Here is an 18,719-nt window from a genome sequence, read left to right on the forward strand (position 1 = left end):
GATTTAGCCCGCAGCCGCCAACGCCCGCACCACATCGCCGCGGGTGAGCACACCCACCGGGCGGCGCTCGCCATCCAGGACGAACAGGCGTTGGGTGCTGCGCTCATGCAGCAGGCCCGCGGCTGCCGGCAGGGGCAGCTCGGCGCTGCAGCTATGGGGGTGTTGGCCCATCACCTCGCCCACGGTGCTGCCCAGCACCTGATGCACCTCCTTGTCCCAGTTGAGCGGGTTGCGCAGGTAAATCACCGCATCGAGCAGCATCACGTAGGGGCCGGGCTGGAAGCCGCTTTCGCGCACCATCAGGTCTTGCTCGCTGAGCTCGCCCACCAAGGCGCCAATGCCATCCACCACCGGCAAACCGCTGATGTGGTGCTCGCTCATCAGCTTCACAGCATCCTGCAGGGGGGAATCGCTCGTGACGCTCAGCACCGGGGTGCTCATCACGGCGGACAAGGGCTGTTGCACCACGGGCAGGGATTCGAGTCATTCCATTCTGCTGCGGCAGCGACCGCCTGGGGTAAGCCCGGTTCAGGAGCGCAACCTGCTCACCGTCTCCATCCTTGGTCCTCCGGAGCCTGGAGCGGTGGCCCTGATTCGTTGTTCCAACCGATCTTGGAGGCCCTCAGCGGTTGTTGAACGGCGAGGGCTCTGCATTGATCAGCGCAGGGCGACGATCAGAACCGAGCCAAGCAGTAAGACGATCCCCAGGATGGACATCACCTTGCGATCGTCTTTGCGAATCTCCAGGACCTCTGCATCAGAGGGGGTATAGGTCGTTGTATACGACTTGATGGCACGGATCATAACCAAAAGGATCAGTGGATAAGCCAACAGATAAATTTTATCCATCAGCACCAAATAACCTAAATCCGGGATAGTATCTGAGTAGCTCTTTTGAAGAAAAATAGCTGCTAATAGTGATCCAAGCGGCAGGGCCAAGCGGGCATCAAGTGACTGGGGATAGACAAGCAATGCCACGAGAGCAGACAAAACGACAACCACCAGAGGAAGCATCAACTTCCACAGGAAAAAGCTGGCAGGCCGCTTTACAACCATATCAAACTGAGCCACTGAATAGTTTGAGGCCAATTCGATATCACCAAAATTTGAGCCATAGGAATGCTCAAGCGTCTCCGCCTTCCACCCTCCAAGCTTCCAGCCAGGGATTTGCAGTTTTTCACTAACCCCTTAAGAATCCCGATCTATAATATAGCTCAGCTCATTAAGGGCACCTCGAAAAATCGCAAGATCGCTTGATAGCGACCGAATTTGAATTATACTAAGGCTCCAAGATTACATGCTTTCCATGGGCCAGCGAGGTTTCTGGGACGAACAACAAAGAGTTGCAAAGCTCCAAGAGAAGAAGCCTGTTCTGACACGTCTTACTGAATCGATTCCTTGGGAATCATTCCGCCCTTTGCTTGATAAGGGCTATAGCCAAGAGCGCAAAAGCAATGCTGGCCGCAAACGGATAGATCCACTGATTCTTTTCAAGATGCTGGTGCTCCAGCAGCTATTCAATTTAAGCGATGAAGAGGTCGAATTCCAAGTAAATGACCGTCGTTCCTTCGAGAAGTTTGTTGGCCTTGGAGTGATGAATGACATACCAGATGCAACTACAGTGGCTTTCTTCAGAGAGCGCCTACGCAAGGCTGGGCCGGTGGCCGCGGCGGTTGCTGCATCAATCCTGGGGGCCGCGGTTCGAAGGCCAGCGGCACCGACAGGCTCAGGGAGCAGACCATGTTCAGCCAGAGCACCTGCAGGGCTGTCACGGGCAGCTCAAGCCCGAAAACCGCCCCCAGCAGGATGGTCATCGAGGCGCTGCCATTCACCGGCAGCACGAAGGCGAGAGCCTTGCGCAGGTTCAGGTACACGGCCCGCCCCTCCTCCACGGCGGCTTCGATCGAGGCGAAGTTGTCGTCGGTGAGCAGCATGTCGGCGGCTTCGCGGGCCACTTCCGTGCCCCCCTGGCCCATGGCGATGCCGATGTCGGCCTGTTTCAGGGCTGGGGCGTCGTTGACGCCGTCGCCGGTCATGGCCACTACCGCCCCATCAGCTTGCAGGGCTTTCACCAGCGACAGCTTTTGAGCCGGTGCCACCCGGGCGAAGACGTCGTGGTGGCGCGCGCAATCCACCAGGGCGTCGTCGGCCAGGGCAGCCAGGCTGCGGCCATCGATGGCTCTCACCGTCTCCCCCTGGCCCAGGCCGAGTTGCAGGGCAATCGAGCGGGCGGTTTCGAGGTGGTCGCCGGTGATCATCTTGACGGTGATGCCCGCGGCCTGGCAGGCGGCCACGGCTTCGATGGCCTCGGGACGCGGCGGATCGAGCATCCCCTGCAGGCCGAGAAAATCCAGCCCCTCCTCCAGCAGGCGTGGGTGCAGCTGGTGTTGGTTGGAGTCCGTGCTGCCGATGGCGAAGGCCAGCACCCGTTGGCCCCGCTTGGCCATGGCGGCCACCGCTGCGGTGATCGAGCTCCCGTCGAGGGGTTCGGGCTGGCCGGCGGCGCTGAGCTGGCGACTGCAGCGGGCGAGCACCGCTTCGACCGATCCCTTCATCAGCAGCCGATGGCTGCCATGCAGCGTGGCCATGTATTGCTGTTCCGATTCGAAGGGAATCGGCATCCCGGCGTGGGTGGGCATCGAGGGCCTCCTGGCGATCCAGGCCCACGTTCTGGGCAGCCTGCAGCAGGGCGGTTTCTGTGGGATCCCCTACCAGGCCCTCCCGTTGGCTCGGCCGGGCGTCGTTGCACAGCAGGCCTGCCAGCAGGGTTTCGCGCAGGGCCACATTGCTGGCCAGGGGATCGGTGCTGGCTAGTGAATCGGTTTCGTCACCCTCGTCTGGGCTTCCATTGCCCGGCCACAGCGCTTCGAGGGATACCAGTGCGCCGCCGGCATAGATCTCCTGCACCGTCATCCGGTTCTGGGTGAGGGTGCCGGTTTTGTCGGAGCAGATCACTGTGGTGCTGCCGAGAGCTTCCACCGCCGGCAGTTTGCGGATAATCGCGTTGCGGCGGGCCATGCGATTCACGCCGATGGCCAGGGTGATCGTCACGATCGCCGGTAGCTCTTCCGGAATCGCTCCCACCGCCAGGGCCACCGCCCCGTCAAACATTTCGGCCGCGTCGCGACCGCGCAGCAGCCCCACCAGGAAGGTGAGGCCAGCCAGCACCAGCACCAGCTTCAGCAGGGTGTGGCTGAACCGGCGGAACTTGCGCGTCAGCGGCGTGCTGAGGTTCACCTGCTGCTGCATCGAGCTGGAGATCTGCCCCACCTCGGTGGCTGCTCCGGTGGCCACCACCAGGCCCTGGCCCTGCCCGCTGGTGACGAAGCTGCCCGCATAGACCATGCCCAGGCGTTCAGCCAGCGCGGCGTCCCGCTCCACCGTCGTGGTGTCCTTGGCCGCAGGCCGCGATTCACCCGTGAGGCTGGATTCGTCAACCTTGAGGTTGCGCGTCTGGAGCAGGCGCAGGTCTGCCGGCACCTTGTTGCCCGCCTCCAGGCTCACCAGGTCGCCCGGCACCAGTTGTTCGGACGGCAGGCGCTGGCGCTGGCCGTCGCGGATCACCTCCACTTCGGTGCGCACCGAGCGGGCCAGGGCGGCAATCGCCGTTTCGGCTTTGCTTTCCTGCACGTAGCCGATCAAGGCGTTGATCAAGGTGACGCTCCAGATCGCCAGCGCTTCGCCGGGTTCGTGCAGCAGCGCCTTGATCGCCCCCACCACCAACAACGTGTAGAGCAGGGGATCGTGGAATTGCCCCAGAAATCGCCGCCAGGCTGGGGTGCCGCCTCCCTCGCTGAAGGCGTTGGTTCCCCACAGTTTCCGGCGTTGCTCCGCTTCCGCGTGACTCAGGCCCCGGTCCAGGGGGGAGGCCAGGGCGGCGGCGACCTGGTCTCCCTGGAGGCTGTGGGCATCAACGGGCAGCTGGAGCATGGGCGCGCCTGGGGGGCGTCAGCCTTCGGGGAACAGCAGGCTGGCGAGTTCGTCGGCATCCACGTCATAGACGCGGGCGAGGCTGGTTTCGATGGCGCTGGTCACTTCGCCCGGCAGGAAGCGCATGGCGTTGAGGGCGTCGTCGGCGATCTCGTCGGTGAGCAGCTTCTCGTCGCCGCCCAGCTTCTCGTCGTTGATCACCGCCATCACCCAGCTCTGGTAGGCGTACACGAGATCGCCGAACTCCAGATCGGGGTCGTTGAAGTCGAGGGCCATGGATGCGGTTTGCACATGCTTGTGCAGTCTGCCCGCCGCTGAGCAGGATGGCAGGCATGAAGGCCACCAACCTGCAGGCAACGCTGTTCGATTTCGCCATCGGTGAGCTGGTGCGGCAGCACCGCGAGAGCTTCCAGCCGCTCTGGAGCACGGAGAGCTGGGCCAAGCTGATGATCTGGCTGTCGCTCAACTGCGGTTGCAGCGGCGACCGCGAGGGCCTGGAGGCCTTTGCGGCCGCCCTGGGCCCGGTGGTGACCACTCGGATGCGGCGCCTGTTCTTTGAGCGAGCTCTGGAGGATCTGGATCTTCAGGTGATGGCCGACCCTGCCGAGCAGCAGGTGCTGGTGATGCCCCTGGGCCCGCCTGGCCCATTGGATGCCGCTCGGGTGGTCCAGGTCCTGGAGCGGGTGGGTCTGCTGCCCGGGCTCGTGGCTGGGCCGGAGCGCTGGCAGGCGTTGGATGCCGTGGTGGCCATTCCCTGGCTCGCCCTCCCGCAGGAGTCCCCCTGATGGACCTGATCGCGCCCTACCGGAACGCCGGTTTCGAAGCCCTCGCCGATGGGGTGATGGCCTTCTTCGAGCGCCGGCCCGATCTGCAGCGCCCCGGTGTGGCCTTTGGCCCGGAGGGCGCGGCCGGGGCCGGAGCAAGCGCTGAGCCGGCCAAGATCTCCACCGACATCAGCCTGGTGGCGATCGACCGCAGCGATCCCGAAGCCTTTGCCCTGGCCGAGGTGATCCTGCGCGGGGTGAATGCGGCCCTGGGCCAGTACCTCAAGGAGCGCCCCCTGTTTCGCGACTGCTGTCCGGAGCAGCAGTTGTTTGTGAATCCGATTTTCAACCTGCAACACTATGCACCGGGGGAGGGCTTCAAGCGCTGGCACTGCGATTGGACCATCAGCGACGAGGCCACTGAACCAGTGCACCGTGTGCTGGCCTGGATTCTCTATTGCAATTCCGTGCCCGAGGCTGGTACGGAGTTCCATTGGCAGGAGCACCATGAGGAGGCCGAGCGGGGCAAGTTGGTGATCTTCCCGGCCGGCCCGTCCCACATTCACCGCGGCCGCGTCAGCCAGGAGCACACCAAAACCATCGTCACCGGTTGGATCAACTCGGGGAGCCGGGAGGACTACCTGCGTCGGCTGGCCAGGAGCTAGTGGTTGTCGACGTTGGGCCGGTGCTGCTCGGGCGGCCACACCATCGAATACTCCACCTGCTGGGGGAAGGGGATTTCGATGCCCTGCTGTTTGAAGGCACGCCATATCTCCAGGTTCACGGCGCTGGAGATCACGGGGGCCTCGATCGGGTTGGCGATCCAGAAGCGCAGCCCGTAGTTGATCGCAAAGTCGCCATAGCTGAGCAACAGGCCCTTCGGCGCCGGCTCCGCCAGCACAGTGTCCACCCCTAGGGCCGTGGCCTCCAGCAGGGCGATCACCTGATGGGGGTCGTGGTGGTAGGCGGCGCCCACATCCACCTGGCAGCGGCGCATGCGGTCGCTGGCGGTGTAGCTAGTGGTCGCCTCCGTGAAGAAGGTCTGGTTGGGAATCAGCAGTTCGGCGTTGTCGCGGTCGCGCCAGAGCAGGGTGGCCCGCAGACCCAGTTTGCGCACTTCGCAGTGGTCGTCATCGAGCAGAAGCACCTCTCCGGGGCGCACCGAGCCCTCAAACAGCAGCCACAGGCCGCTCACGAAGTTGGAGAACACCTCCTTGATGCCGAAGCCAAGGCCCACCGACAGGCCGCCGGCCACGGCGATCAGGGCGGTGGTGTTGAGGCCCAGGTGCATCCCCACGCCCACCAGCCCCAATCCCACAACGGTGTAACGCAGCATCAACTCCATGGCTTTACGGCTGCCATCGCTCAAGCCCACTGCTCGCTGCGCCAGCCAGGCCACGCCCGCCGCCGGTGGCCCCGAGCCCACCAGCACCAGGTAGGTGATCAGCCCGGCATTGAACAGCTTGCCCGCATCGACGGGCACCCCCAGCACGCTGCCCAGGGGGGCTACGGCCAGATCCCTGATGCTGTCGAGGCTGCTGATCAGCATCAGGGCCGCCAGCAGCAGATAGGCGGGCCGCAGCAGGCGGTTATCCAATTGCCGCGCCGTTTCCGTGCCGAGGCGGCGTTGCAGCAGGGGCTGCAGCAGGTTGAGAGCGTACCAGCCCAGCCAGAGCATGCCCAGCTGGCCGCTGAGTCCGTAGGGCAGCCCCAGCAGGGCCAGCAGCAGGCAGCTGGCCGCCAGCACCACAAGGGCCAGGGGGGTGTAGGCCCGCGGCCGCAGCTGGCGTAGCCAGTTTCGGTGGGCTGCAAAGCGCCGCAACACCATTAGCCCGATCACCACAGCCAGTTGCAGCAGCACGGCGGGCCGCTCCAGATAGCCCAGCCAGCCCAGCACCTCCAGCAACAGCTCCCTCATGGCCGGTTCCGCAGGATCGCCACCAGGCTCTGGCCTGCCTTGCTGGGCGGCACCTCCCCAAACACCAACGTGGTGAGCAGGGTCTGGATCTTGTCTAACCGGGGATCGTTGCTGTGAATGAGTTCCCCCAGGGTGTTGGTCTGGCTGCCCTGTTCGGTCGAAGTCACCATGGCGCGAAGCGTCGCCGAGCTGCTCACCGGCACCCTCACGAAGCGGTTGGCTGGCAGCACCACCTGGGAGCCCAGGGTGAGATTCCTCTGGCTCAGGGGGTTCACGCTGAAGCGGCTGAAGGCCAGGGCCCGCTCGCGGCTGCTGCGGCTGGCGTTGGTGCCGAGGGCCAACACCCGCAGCTTGTTGATTGGACTCGCATTACCCCCCTCGCCCCCCGGCAGGGGCGCCACCCCGAGCCCATCCCCCAGGGTTTTGCGCAGCCGGGGTATGGCCGAGCTGCGACAGGGGAACCAGTCGAGCCGGCCCGCCTGGAATTCCGCCTCTGCCGAGGAGTGACTGGCGTAAAAGGTCACCCGCAGTTGGTTGTTGGCGTTTTGCAGCCAGGTGAGCCAGCGCTCGATCGCCTGCTGCTGGGCCCCGCTGGGTTGCCTACCGGCAGCGGCTGTATCGATGGCGTCGATCGCACCAAGGCTGCCGACTGTCCAGAAGAGGTTGTAGGCCTCCATCGAGAGGCCCACGGGATGGCCCTTGGCACTGGTGTCGAGCAGCTGCTGCAGGGTGGTTGGAGCGGCGTCAAGTCGCCTGCGGTTGAAGCAGGCCAGCTGGGTCTGCACCAGCAATGGCAGCCCGGCCAGTTCTCCGGAGGAGTTGCGCAGCCGATCGAGCACCTGGGGATCGAACGGGTTGAGATCCACTTCAGTTCGCGGGAAGGGCGCGATCACACCTGCATCCAACAGCTGCACGGCCATGTCCCCGTTGATCAGCAGCAGATCGGGGCCCAGCCCGGCCCGGTTGCGGCGTTGGATCGCCCAGGCCAGTTGCTGTTCGGGGTAAAGGCTGACCTGAAATCGGGTGTTGGGGTAAAGCTGCCTGTAGCCAGCTTCTAAGTAACCCAGCCGCTGCCGGGTGTCGGCGAGCAGGTTGGCGTCGATTGTTTCATCGGAGTTCACCTCCACCCCGAGGTAAAGCACGTTGGGCAGCCCATCGCCGGCGCGGCAACCCAGCAGCAGTAGTGAGGCCAGCACAGGTAGGCAGCGCCATGCCACGCGTCGTGTCGCCTGTGAAAGGGCCGGGGGATGCGGCATGGCCTTGTTCTGCGGGCTCATCATCCCTGGCCTCGGCCCGTTTTGCGACCATGGCCCGAGTGCCCGTGCCTGCCGCCGTGACCGAGCTGTCTGCCCCAGCCCCAGAAGCGGCCCTGCCCAAGACCGTCGCAGCCGAAGGGCTGCCCAAGACCTACGACCCGGCCGGCACCGAGAGCCGTTGGCAGCAGGCCTGGGAGCAGAGCGGTGCCTTTCACCCCGATCCGGCGGCGCCGGGCGAGCCATTTTCTGTCGTGATCCCGCCGCCGAACGTGACCGGCAGCCTGCACATGGGCCATGCCTTCAACACGGCCCTGATCGACACGATCGTGCGCTTCCAGCGCCTGCGTGGCAAAAACGTGCTCTGCCTGCCCGGCACCGACCATGCCTCGATCGCCGTGCAGACGATCCTCGAGAAGCAGCTCAAGGCGGAGGGCAAACGCAAGGAAGACCTGGGCCGCGAGGCCTTCCTAAAGCAGGCCTGGGAGTGGAAGGCCCAGAGCGGCGGCACGATCGTGGGCCAGCTTCGGCGCCTGGGTTACTCGGTGGACTGGCAGCGGGAGCGCTTCACCCTCGATGCCGGTTGCAGCGCCGCGGTGATCGAGGCGTTCAACCGCCTGCATGAGCAGGGGCTGATCTACCGGGGCGAATACCTGGTGAACTGGTGCCCCGCCTCGGGCTCGGCGGTGAGCGACCTGGAGGTGGAGATGAAGGAGGTGGACGGCCACCTCTGGCACTTCCGTTACCCCCTTAGCAGCGGCGGGGGCTTCCTGGAGGTGGCCACCACCCGGCCCGAAACCCTGCTGGGCGATACGGCGGTGGCGGTGAACCCCAAGGATTTGCGCTACGCCGAGCTGGTGGGCCAGACCCTCACCTTGCCGCTGGTGGGGCGTGAGATCCCGATCGTGGCCGACGACCACGTGGATGCGGAGTTCGGAACGGGGTGCGTGAAGGTGACCCCCGCCCACGATCCCAACGACTTCGCCATCGGCCAGCGCCACGACCTGCCCCTGATCACGGTGATTGCCATGGACGGCTCGATGAACGAAGCCGCCGGCCGCTTCGCCGGGCTGGATCGCTTTGAGGCTCGCCAGGCGGTGGTGGCCGCCATGGAGGAGCAGGGCTTTCTGGTGAAGGTGGAGCCCTACCGCCACAGCGTGCCCTTCTCCGACCGCGGCAAGGTGCCGGTGGAGCCGCTGCTCTCCACCCAGTGGTTTGTGCGCACCGAGCCCCTGGCCGCCTGCTGCCGCGAAGCCCTGGAGAACGCGGACCCCCGCTTCGTGCCGGAGCGCTGGAGCAAGGTGTACCGCGACTGGCTCACCGACATCCGCGACTGGTGCATCTCCCGTCAGCTGTGGTGGGGCCACCGCATCCCGGCCTGGTTTGTGGTGAGCGAAACCGGCGGCGAAATCACCGACAGCACCCCCTACGTGGTGGCCCGCGATGAGTCAGAAGCCCGCGCCAAGGCGGAGGCCCAGTTCGCTGGGGGTGTCCACGCCCATCCGGTGGTGCTGGAGCAGGACCCCGACGCCCTCGACACCTGGTTTTCCAGCGGTCTCTGGCCCTTCTCCACCCTCGGCTGGCCCGATGCCGATGCCGCCGATCTGGAGCGCTGGTATCCCACCAGCGTGCTGGTGACGGGCTTCGACATCATCTTTTTCTGGGTGGCCCGGATGACGATGATGGCCGGCGCCTTTACGGGTCGGATGCCCTTTTGGGATGTGTACATCCACGGCCTGGTGCGGGATGAGCAGAACCGCAAGATGAGCAAATCGGCGGGCAACGGCATCGACCCGCTGCTGCTGATCGATCGCTACGGCGCCGATGCGCTGCGCTTCGCCCTGGTGCGGGAGGTGGCCGGTGCCGGCCAGGACATCCGCCTCGACTACGACCGCAAATCCGACACCTCCGCCACCGTGGAGGCCTCGCGCAACTTCGCCAACAAGCTCTGGAACGCCACCCGTTTCGCCCTGATGAACCTGGGCGGCGAGACGCCCGCTTCGCTGGGCGACCCGGATCCCGCCTCCCTGCAACTGGCCGACCGCTGGATCCTCTCGCGCCTGGCCCGCGTCAACCGTGAAACCGCCGAGCGCTACGAGGGCTACGGCCTGGGCGAGGCCGCCAAGGGCCTCTATGAGTTCGCCTGGAACGAGGTGTGCGACTGGTACTTGGAGCTGATCAAGCGGCGGCTGCAGGTGCCGGCTGATCTCGAGGGGGCTGCCCGTGAGGCGGCCCTGGCCGATCAGCGCACCGCTCGGCAGGTGTTGGCCAAGGTGTTGAACGCGCTGCTGGTGATGCTGCATCCCTTGATGCCGCACCTCAGCGAGGAGCTCTGGCATGGCCTCACCGGTGAGAGCGAGGCCACCTTCCTGGCCCTCCAACCCTGGCCGACGTTGGATGCCGCTTCGCTCAACGACCAGCTGGAGACGAGCTTCGCCGAGCTGATCGAGGCGATTCGGGTGGTGCGCAACCTGCGGGCCGTGGCGGGCCTCAAGCCGGCTCAGCCGGCGCCGGTGCAGTTCGTCACCGGCCGCGGCGCGCTGGCCCAGCTGTTGCAGGAGGCCACGGCCGACATCACCGCCTTGACCCGCGCCGAGAGCGTGGCTGTGCTCGATCCCGCCACCGCCGAGGCTGCCCGCGGGGGCGCTGCCGGTCAGCGGACCCTGGCCGGGGTGTGTGGCGAGCTCCAGGTGCTGCTGCCGATCGAGGGCTTGGTGGATCTCGACGCCCTCAAGGGCAGGCTCGACAAAGACCTGGCCAAAGCTGAAAAGGAGATCGCCGGCCTGGCGGGTCGCCTGGCCAATCCCAACTTCGCCGGCAAGGCGCCGCCGGAGGTGGTGGTGGAGTGCAAGGCCAACCTGGCCGAAGCCCAGGCCCAGGCGGAACTGGCCCGCAAGCGCCTGGCGGAGCTGGGCTGAACGCTTAGGATGTATGCGTACATCCAGCTCAGCTTCCTTGGGTTCCGCCATGGCCACCACCCGGCTGTTCCGTAATGGTCACTCCCAGGCCGTGCGTATCCCTGCAGAGCTGGCCTATGGGCGCAGTGATCTGGAGCTGGAGATCGAGAGGGTGGGAGACGAGTTGAGGATCCGGCCAGCCGGGCGTCCCATTCGCGGCGCCTTGGCCGCTCTCTCCCGGTTTTCAGCCGATTTCATGGCCGATGGCCGCGGCGATCAGGAGCAGGCCGATCGGGAGGCCCTGTGACCATTCGGCCCCTCTATCTGCTCGACACCAACATTTGTATCTATCTGATGAAGGATCAGCCGCCACAGGTGTCTGATCGCTTCGCTGCCTGCCGGGTGGGGGAGGTGGTGATCTCGGCCATTACGGCAGCGGAGCTGGAGTTCGGCGTGGTGGCCTCCGGCGCGGAGGCGGATCGCAACCGCCAGGCCCTGGAACAGTTTCTGCTGGAGGTGCCGGTGCTGCCCTTCGATCGCCAGGCGGCCCGCGCCTACGGCCCTGTGCGCTGGGCGACGCGGCTACGCCGCCGCGATGCTCTCGACAAGCTGATCGCCGCCCATGCGCTTGCGCTGGAGGTGGTGCTGGTCACCAACAATCCCTCGGATTTCCAGGGCTACCCGGATCTGGCGATTGAAAACTGGGTGGACAGCTGATCAACCACATCCAGCAGCCACCAGAGCTACACGTGGGTATCGAGGAGCACCCTCACTGCAGGGCTGAGAAGACCTGAGCATCCAGCACCGAGTTCCCTCGTTCAGCTCGAACCAACCTGAGCCACGCAGGCCTATCAAGGGGGGTGATCCGCTGGCGGCACGCCGATGCGGCTGATTTGCACCTCTTCTCCCCCGGCTTCCACTTGCCGGATCAGCTCCAGACAGTGGGCGCGGAACTGGGTGACCGAAACGTCCATCAAATCAGCTTGATGGCCTTTTTGTGCCGTCACCAAGCGGTCGGCCTTGCACCAGCATGGGGGCGTGTTGCCTGACGCATCGCGCTGACCCCAGACCTCCTTCCGCCGGCGTGGCTGCCACAGCTGCTTGAGGCGTTGCGCTCCCCCTGGGGGGCGGCGGCCTTCGTGCCGCTTTATGCCCTCTGGGTCACCCTTCTGCTTCCCGGGGTGTGGGCCTCGATGCTGGCCGGAGCCCTGTACGGACCCTGGTGGGGCAGCCTGATTGTGTTTGTGGGGGCTTGCCTCGGGGCGGAGGCGGCCTTCCTGCTCGGCCGCACCTGGCTGCGTGGCTGGGCCCGGCAGCGGCTGAGCGCTGTGCCCAAGCTTTTGGCGATCGAGCAGGCGGTGAGTCGGGAGGGCTTGAAGCTGGTGCTGCTCACCCGGCTCTCGCCTGTATTTCCCTTTTCCCTGCTCAACCTCGCCTACGGCCTCAGCGACGTGAGCCTGCGCGACTACTCGATTGGTCTGATCGGCATCGTGCCCGGCACGATTCTGTTCTGCGGCCTGGGGGCCCTGGCCGGCGATGTGGCCCGCTTTGGCGAGGTGCTCTCCGGCCAGGCTGATCCCGGCACCTGGGCCCTGCGGATTGTGGGGCTGCTGGCCACCGTGGTGGTGGTGTGGCTGGTGGGCCGGGCGGCTCAACGGGCGCTTCAGGAGCCCGGAGATTCGGGCTGATCTGCGCTCTCTGCCTGGTCCGGATCGGGCAGGTTCCAGTCGCGCAGGGCGGCGATCAGCACAAACCAGGCCAGCCTTAGCTTTGCCGGCAGCCCGGAGCGGTTCGCCAGCTCGGCATATTGGGCCCGGCCGCAGGGCGCCTTGATCCAGCGATGGATCGACGGCCGTTCAGCGCCAGGCTCTGGGGTGGGCAGGGTCATGGCCGAAGCAGCGCCGGGGATCTGAGTCTGGCCACCCTGCCTAGGTTGCGAGGGTTGCTGCGCCGCTGCAAGCCAAACCATGCTGGACGCCTCGCCTCATGCGCAGACCGCCGCTGCCGTGCTGCAGCAGCTCGGCAGTGACCCCGCTGAGGGCCTTGCTGCCGCCGAGGTGGCGCGGCGCTGTGAGCGCTATGGCCGCAACGAACTGGCCGAGCCGCCGACCCAGCCGGGATGGCTGAAGCTGCTGCTTCAGTTTCACCAGCCCCTGCTCTACATCCTGTTGGTGGCGGGTCTGATCAAGGCTCTGCTGGGCTCCTGGACCAACGCCCTGGTGATCTGGGCCGTCACGCTGATCAACGCCGTGATCGGCTACATCCAGGAGGCTCGGGCTGAGGGGGCGATTGCGGCCCTGGCCCGCTCGGTGAGCACGGAGACCACCGTGTTGCGCGACGGCCAGACCCTGCGCATCCCCTCCCGTGATCTGGTGCCGGGCGATGTGGTGCAGTTGGCCGCGGGCGACAAGGTGCCGGCGGACCTGCGGTTGGTGGAGGTGCGGGATCTGCAGGTCGATGAGTCGGGGCTCACGGGGGAATCGCTGCCGGTGCTGAAGGACCTGGCCCCCCTCCTATCCGATACGCCCCTGGCCGACCGTCGCTGCATGGTCCACGCCGGCAGCTTCGTGACCTCCGGTCAGGGGTTTGGGGTGGTGGTGGCCACCGGTGATGCCACCGAGATGGGGGCCATCTCCCAGTCGTTGCAGCAGCGCAGCAGCTTGAGCACGCCGCTCACGCGCCGTTTTGCCCGCTTCAGTCGGGTGCTCCTTTATTTCATCCTGGCGGTGGCGGCTCTCACCCTGGCGATCGGCCTGGGCCGCGGCCAGCCCTTTGCCGAGGTGTTTGAGGCGGCGGTGGCTCTGGCGGTGAGTGCGATCCCCGAGGGCCTGCCGGCGGTGGTCACGATCACCCTGGCGATCGGCGTGAACCGGATGGCGGCCCGCCACGCCATCATCCGCAAGCTGCCGGCGGTGGAGGCCCTGGGCAGTGCCACGGTGATCTGCTCCGACAAGACCGGCACCCTCACCGAAAACCAGATGACGGTGCAGGTGGTGGAGGCCGGCGGCGTCAGCTATCGCGTCACCGGAGGCGGCTACAGCCCCCATGGCGACCTGCTCGATGCCAGTGGTGCGGTGGTGGATCCCCTGCCCGACCCCCTGGATCAGCTGCTGCGCTGCGGCGTGCTCTGCAATGACGCCCGCCTGATGCAGGAGCACGGCAACTGGAGTTGCCAGGGGGATCCCACCGAGGGGGCCCTGTTGGCGGCGGCGGAGAAGGCTGGCCTCACCCGGGCAGGGCTAGAGGGTCACTGGCCGCGGCTGGACGTGCTTCCGTTCGCCTCCGACCACCAGTACATGGCCACCCTCCATGACGGGGACGACAGCGAGCGGCTGCTGCAGGTGAAGGGCTCGCTCGAGGCCCTGCTGCCCCGCTGTGCCGGCATGCTCGCCGCCGATGGTGCGGTTGTGCCCGTCACGGTCGCGGCGATCCAGGAGCGGGTGGATGCACTGGCCGGCAAGGGACTTCGCCTGATCGCCTTCGCAGCCAAGCGCCTGCCCCACCACCGTCACGACCTCAGCCACGAGGATGTGGAGAGCGGTCTGGTGTTCCTCGGCCTGCAGGGCATGCTCGACCCGCCGCGGCCGGAGGCAATCGCGGCGGTGGCGGCCTGCCAGCGGGCCGGCATCTCGGTGCGGATGATCACCGGCGACCACGCCGCCACTGCGGCTGCCATTGCCGCCCGCATGGGCTTGGGCGGTTCGGAACCGGCCAGCCAAGCCAGCGAGGCCGAACCTCTGCGGGCCTACACCGGCCGTGACCTGGCGGCGATGGATTCGGCCCAGCTGGCCGCCGCCGCCGCCGCTGGCCAGGTGTTTGCCCGGGTGGCCCCGGCTCAGAAGCTGGAGCTGGTGAAGGCGCTGCAGGCCCAGGGGGAGGTGGTGGCCATGACCGGAGATGGCGTCAACGACGCCCCGGCGCTCAAGCAGGCCGACATCGGCATCGCCATGGGTCAGGGCGGCACGGAGGTGGCCCGGGAGGCGTCCGACATGCTGCTCACCGACGACAACTTCGCCTCGATTGAGGCGGCGGTGGAGGAGGGGCGCACGGTGTATCGCAACCTGCGCAAGGCGATCGCCTTCCTGCTGCCGGTGAACGGCGGTGAGTCGATGACGATCCTGATCAGCGCCCTGCTGGCCCGCGATTTGCCGATCCTGGCCCTGCAGGTGCTGTGGCTCAACATGATCAACTCGATCACGATGACCGTGCCCCTGGCCTTTGAGCCCAAGGCGCCCGACACGATGATCCGGCCGCCGCGGGATCCCCATGAACCGCTGATCACGCCCCGGCTGCTGCGGCGCATCCTGGTGGTGTCCGCCTTCAACTGGGTGCTGATCTTCGGGGTGTTCGAGTGGGTGCGGATCGGCGGTGGCAGCCTGCAGCTGGCCCGCACGGCGGCGATTCAGGCGCTGGTGGCCGCCCGGATCATCTACCTGCTCAGCATCAGCCAGCTGGGCCGCAGCCTGGCCGCGGGGCTGCTGGGCCAGGCCGGGTCGGTGGCCCGGGGCCCCCAGCTGCTGCTGGGGATCGGCCTGGCCGTGCTGCTGCAGGTGGTGTTCAGCCAGTGGCGGCCGATGAACAGCCTGTTCCAGACGGCGCCGATCGGGCTCACCGAGCTGGGGGCGTGTGGCTTGGCGATGGTGGCGATTCTGCCGGTGGCCTGGCTGGCCAACCGGCTCGATCCCAGCGCCTAATCGAGGGGGTCAGGCAGCCAGCAGCGCCTTGAGCCCCGCCTCATCCAGCACCGCCACCCCGAGGCTCTCGGCCTTGCTGAGCTTGCTGCCGGCTTCGGCGCCGGCCACCACGTAGCTGGTTTTCTTGCTCACCGAGCTGCTCACCTTGCCGCCGGCGGCCTCGATCAGGGCCTGGGCCTGGCTGCGGCTCATCGACGGCAGGGTGCCGGTGAGCACAAAGGTCTGGCCCTGCAGCGCCGCGCCGCCGCTGTCGTGGGCCCGCGCGGCGGCCTCCGCCAGTTCGGGTTCGGTGGCCGCCAGGGAGAAGCCCAGTGCCTCCAGCTGCTCCAGCAGCCGCTGGTTGGCGGCGGTGGCGAACCACTGCTGCAGGCTCTCGGCGATCTGTTCACCGATGCCGAACACGGCGGTGATCGCCTCAGGCGTGTTGGCAGCGGCGGTAGTGAGATCAGCAGCACTGGGGAAGGCCTGGGCCAGGGCCTTGGCGTTCACCTCGCCCACGTGGTGGATGCCGAGGCCGTAGAGCTGGCGGTGCCAGGGCTGTTGTTTTGAGGTGGCCAGGGCGGCCACCAGGTTCTCGGCGCTTTTCCCCCCCATGCGCTCGAGGCTGGCTAGCAGCGCTGCATCGAGGCGGTAGAGGTCGGCGATCGAGTGCACCAGGCCCCGATCCACCAGCTGTTCGATCAGCTTGCTGCCGGCGCCATCCACATCCAGGGCCGCCTTGCTCACCCAGTGGCGCAGGGCGCCGCGCAGGATCGCCGGGCAGCTGCTGTTCACGCAGCGGGTGGCCGCTTCCCCCTCCTCGCGCACCAGCTCTGCGCCGCATTCGGGGCAGACGTGAGGCAGCTCCAGCAGGGTCGCGCCGGCGGGCCGCAGCTCCGGCAGCACCCGCACCACCTCGGGGATGATCTCGCCGGCCTTGCGCACCACGATCGTGTCGCCGGCGTGCAAATCCAGCTCCGCCAGCCGATCGGCGTTGTGCAACGTGGCCCGGCTCACCGTGGTGCCGGCCAGGGGCACCGGCTCGAATTCGGCCACGGGCGTCACCACCCCGGTGCGGCCCACCTGGCAGCCCAGCCGTAGCAAACGGCTCGGGGCCTCCTCGGCGGCGTATTTCAGGGCGATCGCCCAGCGCGGAGCCTTCTGGGTGAAGCCCGCGTCGGCCTGCAGGCGCAGGTCGTTGAGCTTCACCACCACGCCGTCGGTGGCGTAGGGCAGGGCCTTGCGGCCCTCATCCCATTGGGCGAAAAACCCCTCCACCGCCGCTAGATCCGGCAGCAGCGCCGCGTTGGGGTTCACCTTGAAGCCGGCGGCCTGGAGCCATTGCAGCGCCTCCCACTGGCTGGTGGGTCGCGGCGGATCGCCCCCGTTCGCGCCGTCCGCTCCGGGCTGCCAGTCGTCGGGCAGGTGCAGGGTGTAAGCGAAGAAATCCAGCCGCCGGGCGGCCACCACCCACGGATCGAGCTGGCGCAGGGTGCCGGCGCAGGCGTTGCGGGGGTTGGCGAACAGGGCTTCGCCGCGTTGGCCCCGCTCGGCGTTGATCGCCGCGAAGGTGCCATCGGGAATCAGGGCCTCGCCGCGCACCTCCACCCAGGCCGGCGGGTGCTCCAGCTGCAGCCGCAGCGGCACGCTCTGGATCGTGCGCACGTTGGCGGTGATCTCCTCGCCCCGCTCGCCATCGCCGCGGGTGGCGGCCCGCACCAGCAGGCCCTGCGCGTAGCTCAGCGCCAGGGCGTTGCCGTCGATCTTCAGCTCGCCCACCATCGCCAGTTGGGGCAGGGGCATTCCAGGCTCGGGCGTGCGGTCGAGCACCTTGAGCAGGCGGCCATACCAGGCCTCCAGCTCCTCGAGCGAAAAGGCGTTGTCGAGGCTGAGCAGGCCGATGCGGTGCTCCACGCTGCTGAAGCCCTCGGCCGGGGCACCGCCCACCCGCTGGGTGGGGCTGTCGGGGCTGACCAGCTCCGGCTGAGCGGCCTCGAGCTCCTGCAGCTCCCGGTAGAGCCGGTCGTAGACGGGATCCTCCAGGTCGGGGGCATCCAGCACGTAGTAGGCGTGGGCGGCACGCTGGAGCAGCTGGCGCAGCTCCTCCGCGCGGGCCTGATCTGACGTCACAGCGAGGGGCTCAGGCGGCGGCCAGCTTGGTGATGCGATCGACGCGCCACTGCTCCTCCACCTTCACGAAGGTGAAATCCAGCGGCAATTCGTCGTTGCCGTCGCTCTTGAGCTTCACGGTGAGGATCAGCTGGCCGTCATCGAGCCGGGGCCGGCCGGATTTGAGGTTGCGGTATTTGTTGAGCTGCAGCCCCGCCAGGAAGCGGATGAACTGCTGCCGGTTCACATGGGAGCGGTAGTTCTTGGTGGTGAGCAGGTAGGCGCCATCGATCTGGCCGCTGGCCACCTGGGTGAAGAACTGCTTGATCAGGGGGTTGATGCCGCGGGCGCTGAGCACAAGCTTCACCGCCGTGACCGTCCAGTAGAGGAGCAGGGTCCCGGCCCCAGCCAGCAGGGCCTTGGTGCCGATGTCGCGGGTGAGACCCCAGTCCATCTCGAAATAAATTGCGTTGACTGGGCCAGAGTCTGACTGACTGCCAAGCCGGCATGCCCCTTGAGCCCCTGCTGCCGCTGTTTCACCGTCTGGATCGGGAGCACTTCGACGGTTCGCTGGCGCCCGCTGGCCAGCGGCTGGTGGAGCTCCGCTGGAGCGACGGCCGCATGCGCCGCACGGCCGGGATGTATCGCTTCGGTCGGCATGCCGATGGACGGCGCCTCTGCGAGATCGTGCTGTCGCGGCCCCTGCTCGACCCCCTGCCCCGTGCGGCCACCCTCAGCACCCTCTGCCACGAAATGATTCACGTTTGGGTGGATCGGGTGGTGGGCGCCCAGGAGGTGCACGGCCCCCAGTTCAGGGCCCGGATGGCCGCCATCAATGCGGCCCAGAGCGAGTTTCAGGTGAGCATCCGCCACCGCTATCCCCTGCCTGCCAGCACCACGCCGCCCCGCTGGTTGGCCTGCTGTCCCACCTGCGGCGTGCAAGCGCCCTACCGACGCCGGGTGAAGGGCCTGGCCTGCCGCTTGTGCTGCGAGCGGCTCCATGGCGGGCGCTGGCATGCCAGCTGCCTCTTGCACTTTGAGCAAGCGGCCTAGGAGCCTGTCGCACATAACCCCACCGCCTGCTTCTCCACAGACGCTCTCCAATCTGCCCAGATTCCAGTGACAGCAATGGATCTGGGCTGGAGAATGGGACATGAGCAAGCCCAAAACCTTTC

18 protein-coding genes and 3 pseudogenes are annotated in these 18,719 nt (G+C 66.9%); 9 read left to right on the forward strand and 12 right to left on the reverse strand.

Translation table 11 applies throughout. The features are described 5' to 3' along the window. Window positions 1–3: 3 nt before the first annotated feature. Together KBY65_RS12685 and KBY65_RS12690 are read right to left on the reverse strand one after the other, a co-directional pair. Window positions 4–441: a CBS domain-containing protein gene (locus KBY65_RS12685; protein ID WP_094561500.1), complete on the reverse strand. Its 438-nt coding sequence runs from the start codon at window positions 439–441 to the stop codon at window positions 4–6. A 216-nt stretch (window positions 442–657) separates the two neighbouring features. Next, window positions 658–1,071 carry a hypothetical protein gene (locus KBY65_RS12690; RefSeq protein ID WP_255001816.1) on the reverse strand — a complete coding sequence of 138 codons (414 nt, stop codon included), beginning with the start codon at window positions 1,069–1,071 and terminating at the stop codon, window positions 658–660. Window positions 1,072–1,495: 424 nt separating this feature from the next. On the opposite strand from KBY65_RS12690, the pseudogene KBY65_RS14090 reads away from it, so the two are divergent. Further along, a pseudogene (locus KBY65_RS14090) lies at window positions 1,496–1,591 on the forward strand (transposase); the annotation flags it as partial. Window positions 1,592–1,631: 40 nt separating this feature from the next. Here the strand turns inward: KBY65_RS14090 and KBY65_RS14095 are convergent. From KBY65_RS14095 to KBY65_RS12705, 4 genes and pseudogenes are all read right to left on the reverse strand, one after another. Continuing rightward, the gene (locus KBY65_RS14095) at window positions 1,632–2,555 is read right to left on the reverse strand and encodes an HAD-IC family P-type ATPase (protein ID WP_369802063.1); all 924 of its coding nucleotides are present in this window, start codon (window positions 2,553–2,555) and stop codon (window positions 1,632–1,634) included. Window positions 2,556–2,561: 6 nt separating this feature from the next. Next, window positions 2,562–2,639 (reverse strand): annotated as a pseudogene (locus KBY65_RS14100) (hypothetical protein); the annotation flags it as partial. Between the two features lie 301 nt (window positions 2,640–2,940). Continuing rightward, window positions 2,941–3,930: pseudogene (locus KBY65_RS14105) on the reverse strand (HAD-IC family P-type ATPase); the annotation flags it as partial. 18 nt (window positions 3,931–3,948) lie between these two features. Then, window positions 3,949–4,206: a hypothetical protein gene (locus KBY65_RS12705; protein ID WP_094561479.1), complete on the reverse strand. Its 258-nt coding sequence runs from the start codon at window positions 4,204–4,206 to the stop codon at window positions 3,949–3,951. A gap of 47 nt (window positions 4,207–4,253) precedes the next feature. Here KBY65_RS12705 and KBY65_RS12710 point away from each other — a divergent pair, with 47 nt between their 5' ends. Together KBY65_RS12710 and KBY65_RS12715 are read left to right on the forward strand one after the other, a co-directional pair. Then, complete coding sequence (locus KBY65_RS12710; RefSeq protein WP_409996647.1) at window positions 4,254–4,715, forward strand: protein phosphatase; 462 nt, start codon at window positions 4,254–4,256, stop codon at window positions 4,713–4,715. Next, complete coding sequence (locus tag KBY65_RS12715) at window positions 4,715–5,359, forward strand: 2OG-Fe(II) oxygenase (protein ID WP_255001818.1); 645 nt, start codon at window positions 4,715–4,717, stop codon at window positions 5,357–5,359. Before KBY65_RS12710 ends, KBY65_RS12715 begins: the two co-directional genes overlap by 1 nt. Here the strand turns inward: KBY65_RS12715 and KBY65_RS12720 are convergent. Next, window positions 5,356–6,612 carry a mechanosensitive ion channel family protein gene (locus KBY65_RS12720; RefSeq protein WP_255001819.1) on the reverse strand — a complete coding sequence of 419 codons (1,257 nt, stop codon included), beginning with the start codon at window positions 6,610–6,612 and terminating at the stop codon, window positions 5,356–5,358. The two genes, KBY65_RS12715 and KBY65_RS12720, sit on opposite strands and share 4 nt — an antisense overlap. Continuing rightward, window positions 6,609–7,868, reverse strand: coding sequence for an extracellular solute-binding protein (locus tag KBY65_RS12725; RefSeq protein ID WP_255001820.1), 1,260 nt, complete (start codon window positions 7,866–7,868; stop codon window positions 6,609–6,611). Before KBY65_RS12725 ends, KBY65_RS12720 begins: the two co-directional genes overlap by 4 nt. A gap of 50 nt (window positions 7,869–7,918) precedes the next feature. Here KBY65_RS12725 and KBY65_RS12730 point away from each other — a divergent pair, with 50 nt between their 5' ends. Genes KBY65_RS12730 through KBY65_RS12740 form a run of 3 tightly spaced genes read left to right on the forward strand, consistent with a single transcriptional unit; the run spans window position 7,919 to window position 11,479 of the window. Next, entirely contained in the window at window positions 7,919–10,783 is a 2,865-nt protein-coding gene (locus KBY65_RS12730) for a valine--tRNA ligase (RefSeq protein WP_255001821.1), read from the forward strand. A gap of 49 nt (window positions 10,784–10,832) precedes the next feature. Continuing rightward, complete coding sequence (gene vapB / locus KBY65_RS12735; protein ID WP_094561484.1) at window positions 10,833–11,069, forward strand: type II toxin-antitoxin system VapB family antitoxin; 237 nt, start codon at window positions 10,833–10,835, stop codon at window positions 11,067–11,069. Then, the gene (locus KBY65_RS12740) at window positions 11,066–11,479 is read left to right on the forward strand and encodes a type II toxin-antitoxin system VapC family toxin (RefSeq protein WP_233128758.1); all 414 of its coding nucleotides are present in this window, start codon (window positions 11,066–11,068) and stop codon (window positions 11,477–11,479) included. The genes vapB and KBY65_RS12740 overlap by 4 nt, the downstream gene beginning before the upstream one ends. A 134-nt stretch (window positions 11,480–11,613) precedes the next feature. Here the strand turns inward: KBY65_RS12740 and KBY65_RS12745 are convergent, their stop codons facing one another. After that, window positions 11,614–11,736 (reverse strand): type II toxin-antitoxin system Phd/YefM family antitoxin, encoded by a 123-nt coding sequence (locus tag KBY65_RS12745; protein ID WP_143592916.1) that lies wholly within the window; start codon window positions 11,734–11,736, stop codon window positions 11,614–11,616. 84 nt (window positions 11,737–11,820) lie between these two features. On the opposite strand from KBY65_RS12745, the gene KBY65_RS12750 reads away from it, so the two are divergent. Further along, entirely contained in the window at window positions 11,821–12,450 is a 630-nt protein-coding gene (locus KBY65_RS12750; protein WP_094561485.1) for a TVP38/TMEM64 family protein, read from the forward strand. On the opposite strand, the gene KBY65_RS12755 is transcribed toward KBY65_RS12750, so the two are convergent. Next, the gene (locus tag KBY65_RS12755; protein ID WP_094561486.1) at window positions 12,426–12,650 is read right to left on the reverse strand and encodes a hypothetical protein; all 225 of its coding nucleotides are present in this window, start codon (window positions 12,648–12,650) and stop codon (window positions 12,426–12,428) included. The genes KBY65_RS12750 and KBY65_RS12755 overlap by 25 nt on opposite strands. A gap of 79 nt (window positions 12,651–12,729) precedes the next feature. Between KBY65_RS12755 and KBY65_RS12760 the strand changes: the two genes are divergently transcribed. Continuing rightward, a complete protein-coding gene (locus KBY65_RS12760; protein WP_255001823.1) occupies window positions 12,730–15,456 on the forward strand; it encodes a cation-translocating P-type ATPase in 2,727 nt (908 codons plus the stop codon). Between the two features lie 9 nt (window positions 15,457–15,465). Here KBY65_RS12760 and ligA read toward each other — a convergent pair whose 3' ends face one another. Together ligA and KBY65_RS12770 are read right to left on the reverse strand one after the other, a co-directional pair. Then, a complete protein-coding gene (gene ligA, locus KBY65_RS12765; RefSeq protein WP_255001824.1) occupies window positions 15,466–17,565 on the reverse strand; it encodes an NAD-dependent DNA ligase LigA in 2,100 nt (699 codons plus the stop codon). A 10-nt stretch (window positions 17,566–17,575) separates the two neighbouring features. Continuing rightward, entirely contained in the window at window positions 17,576–17,998 is a 423-nt protein-coding gene (locus tag KBY65_RS12770) for a hypothetical protein (protein ID WP_094561489.1), read from the reverse strand. A gap of 53 nt (window positions 17,999–18,051) precedes the next feature. On the opposite strand from KBY65_RS12770, the gene KBY65_RS12775 reads away from it, so the two are divergent. Further along, complete coding sequence (locus KBY65_RS12775; RefSeq protein ID WP_254994415.1) at window positions 18,052–18,597, forward strand: SprT family zinc-dependent metalloprotease; 546 nt, start codon at window positions 18,052–18,054, stop codon at window positions 18,595–18,597. The last annotated feature ends 122 nt before the right edge of the window (window positions 18,598–18,719 follow it).

It is taken from the genome of Cyanobium sp. Alchichica 3B3-8F6 (assembly GCF_024346435.1).
In the GTDB taxonomy this organism is placed as follows: Bacteria; Cyanobacteriota; Cyanobacteriia; order PCC-6307; family Cyanobiaceae; genus Cyanobium_A.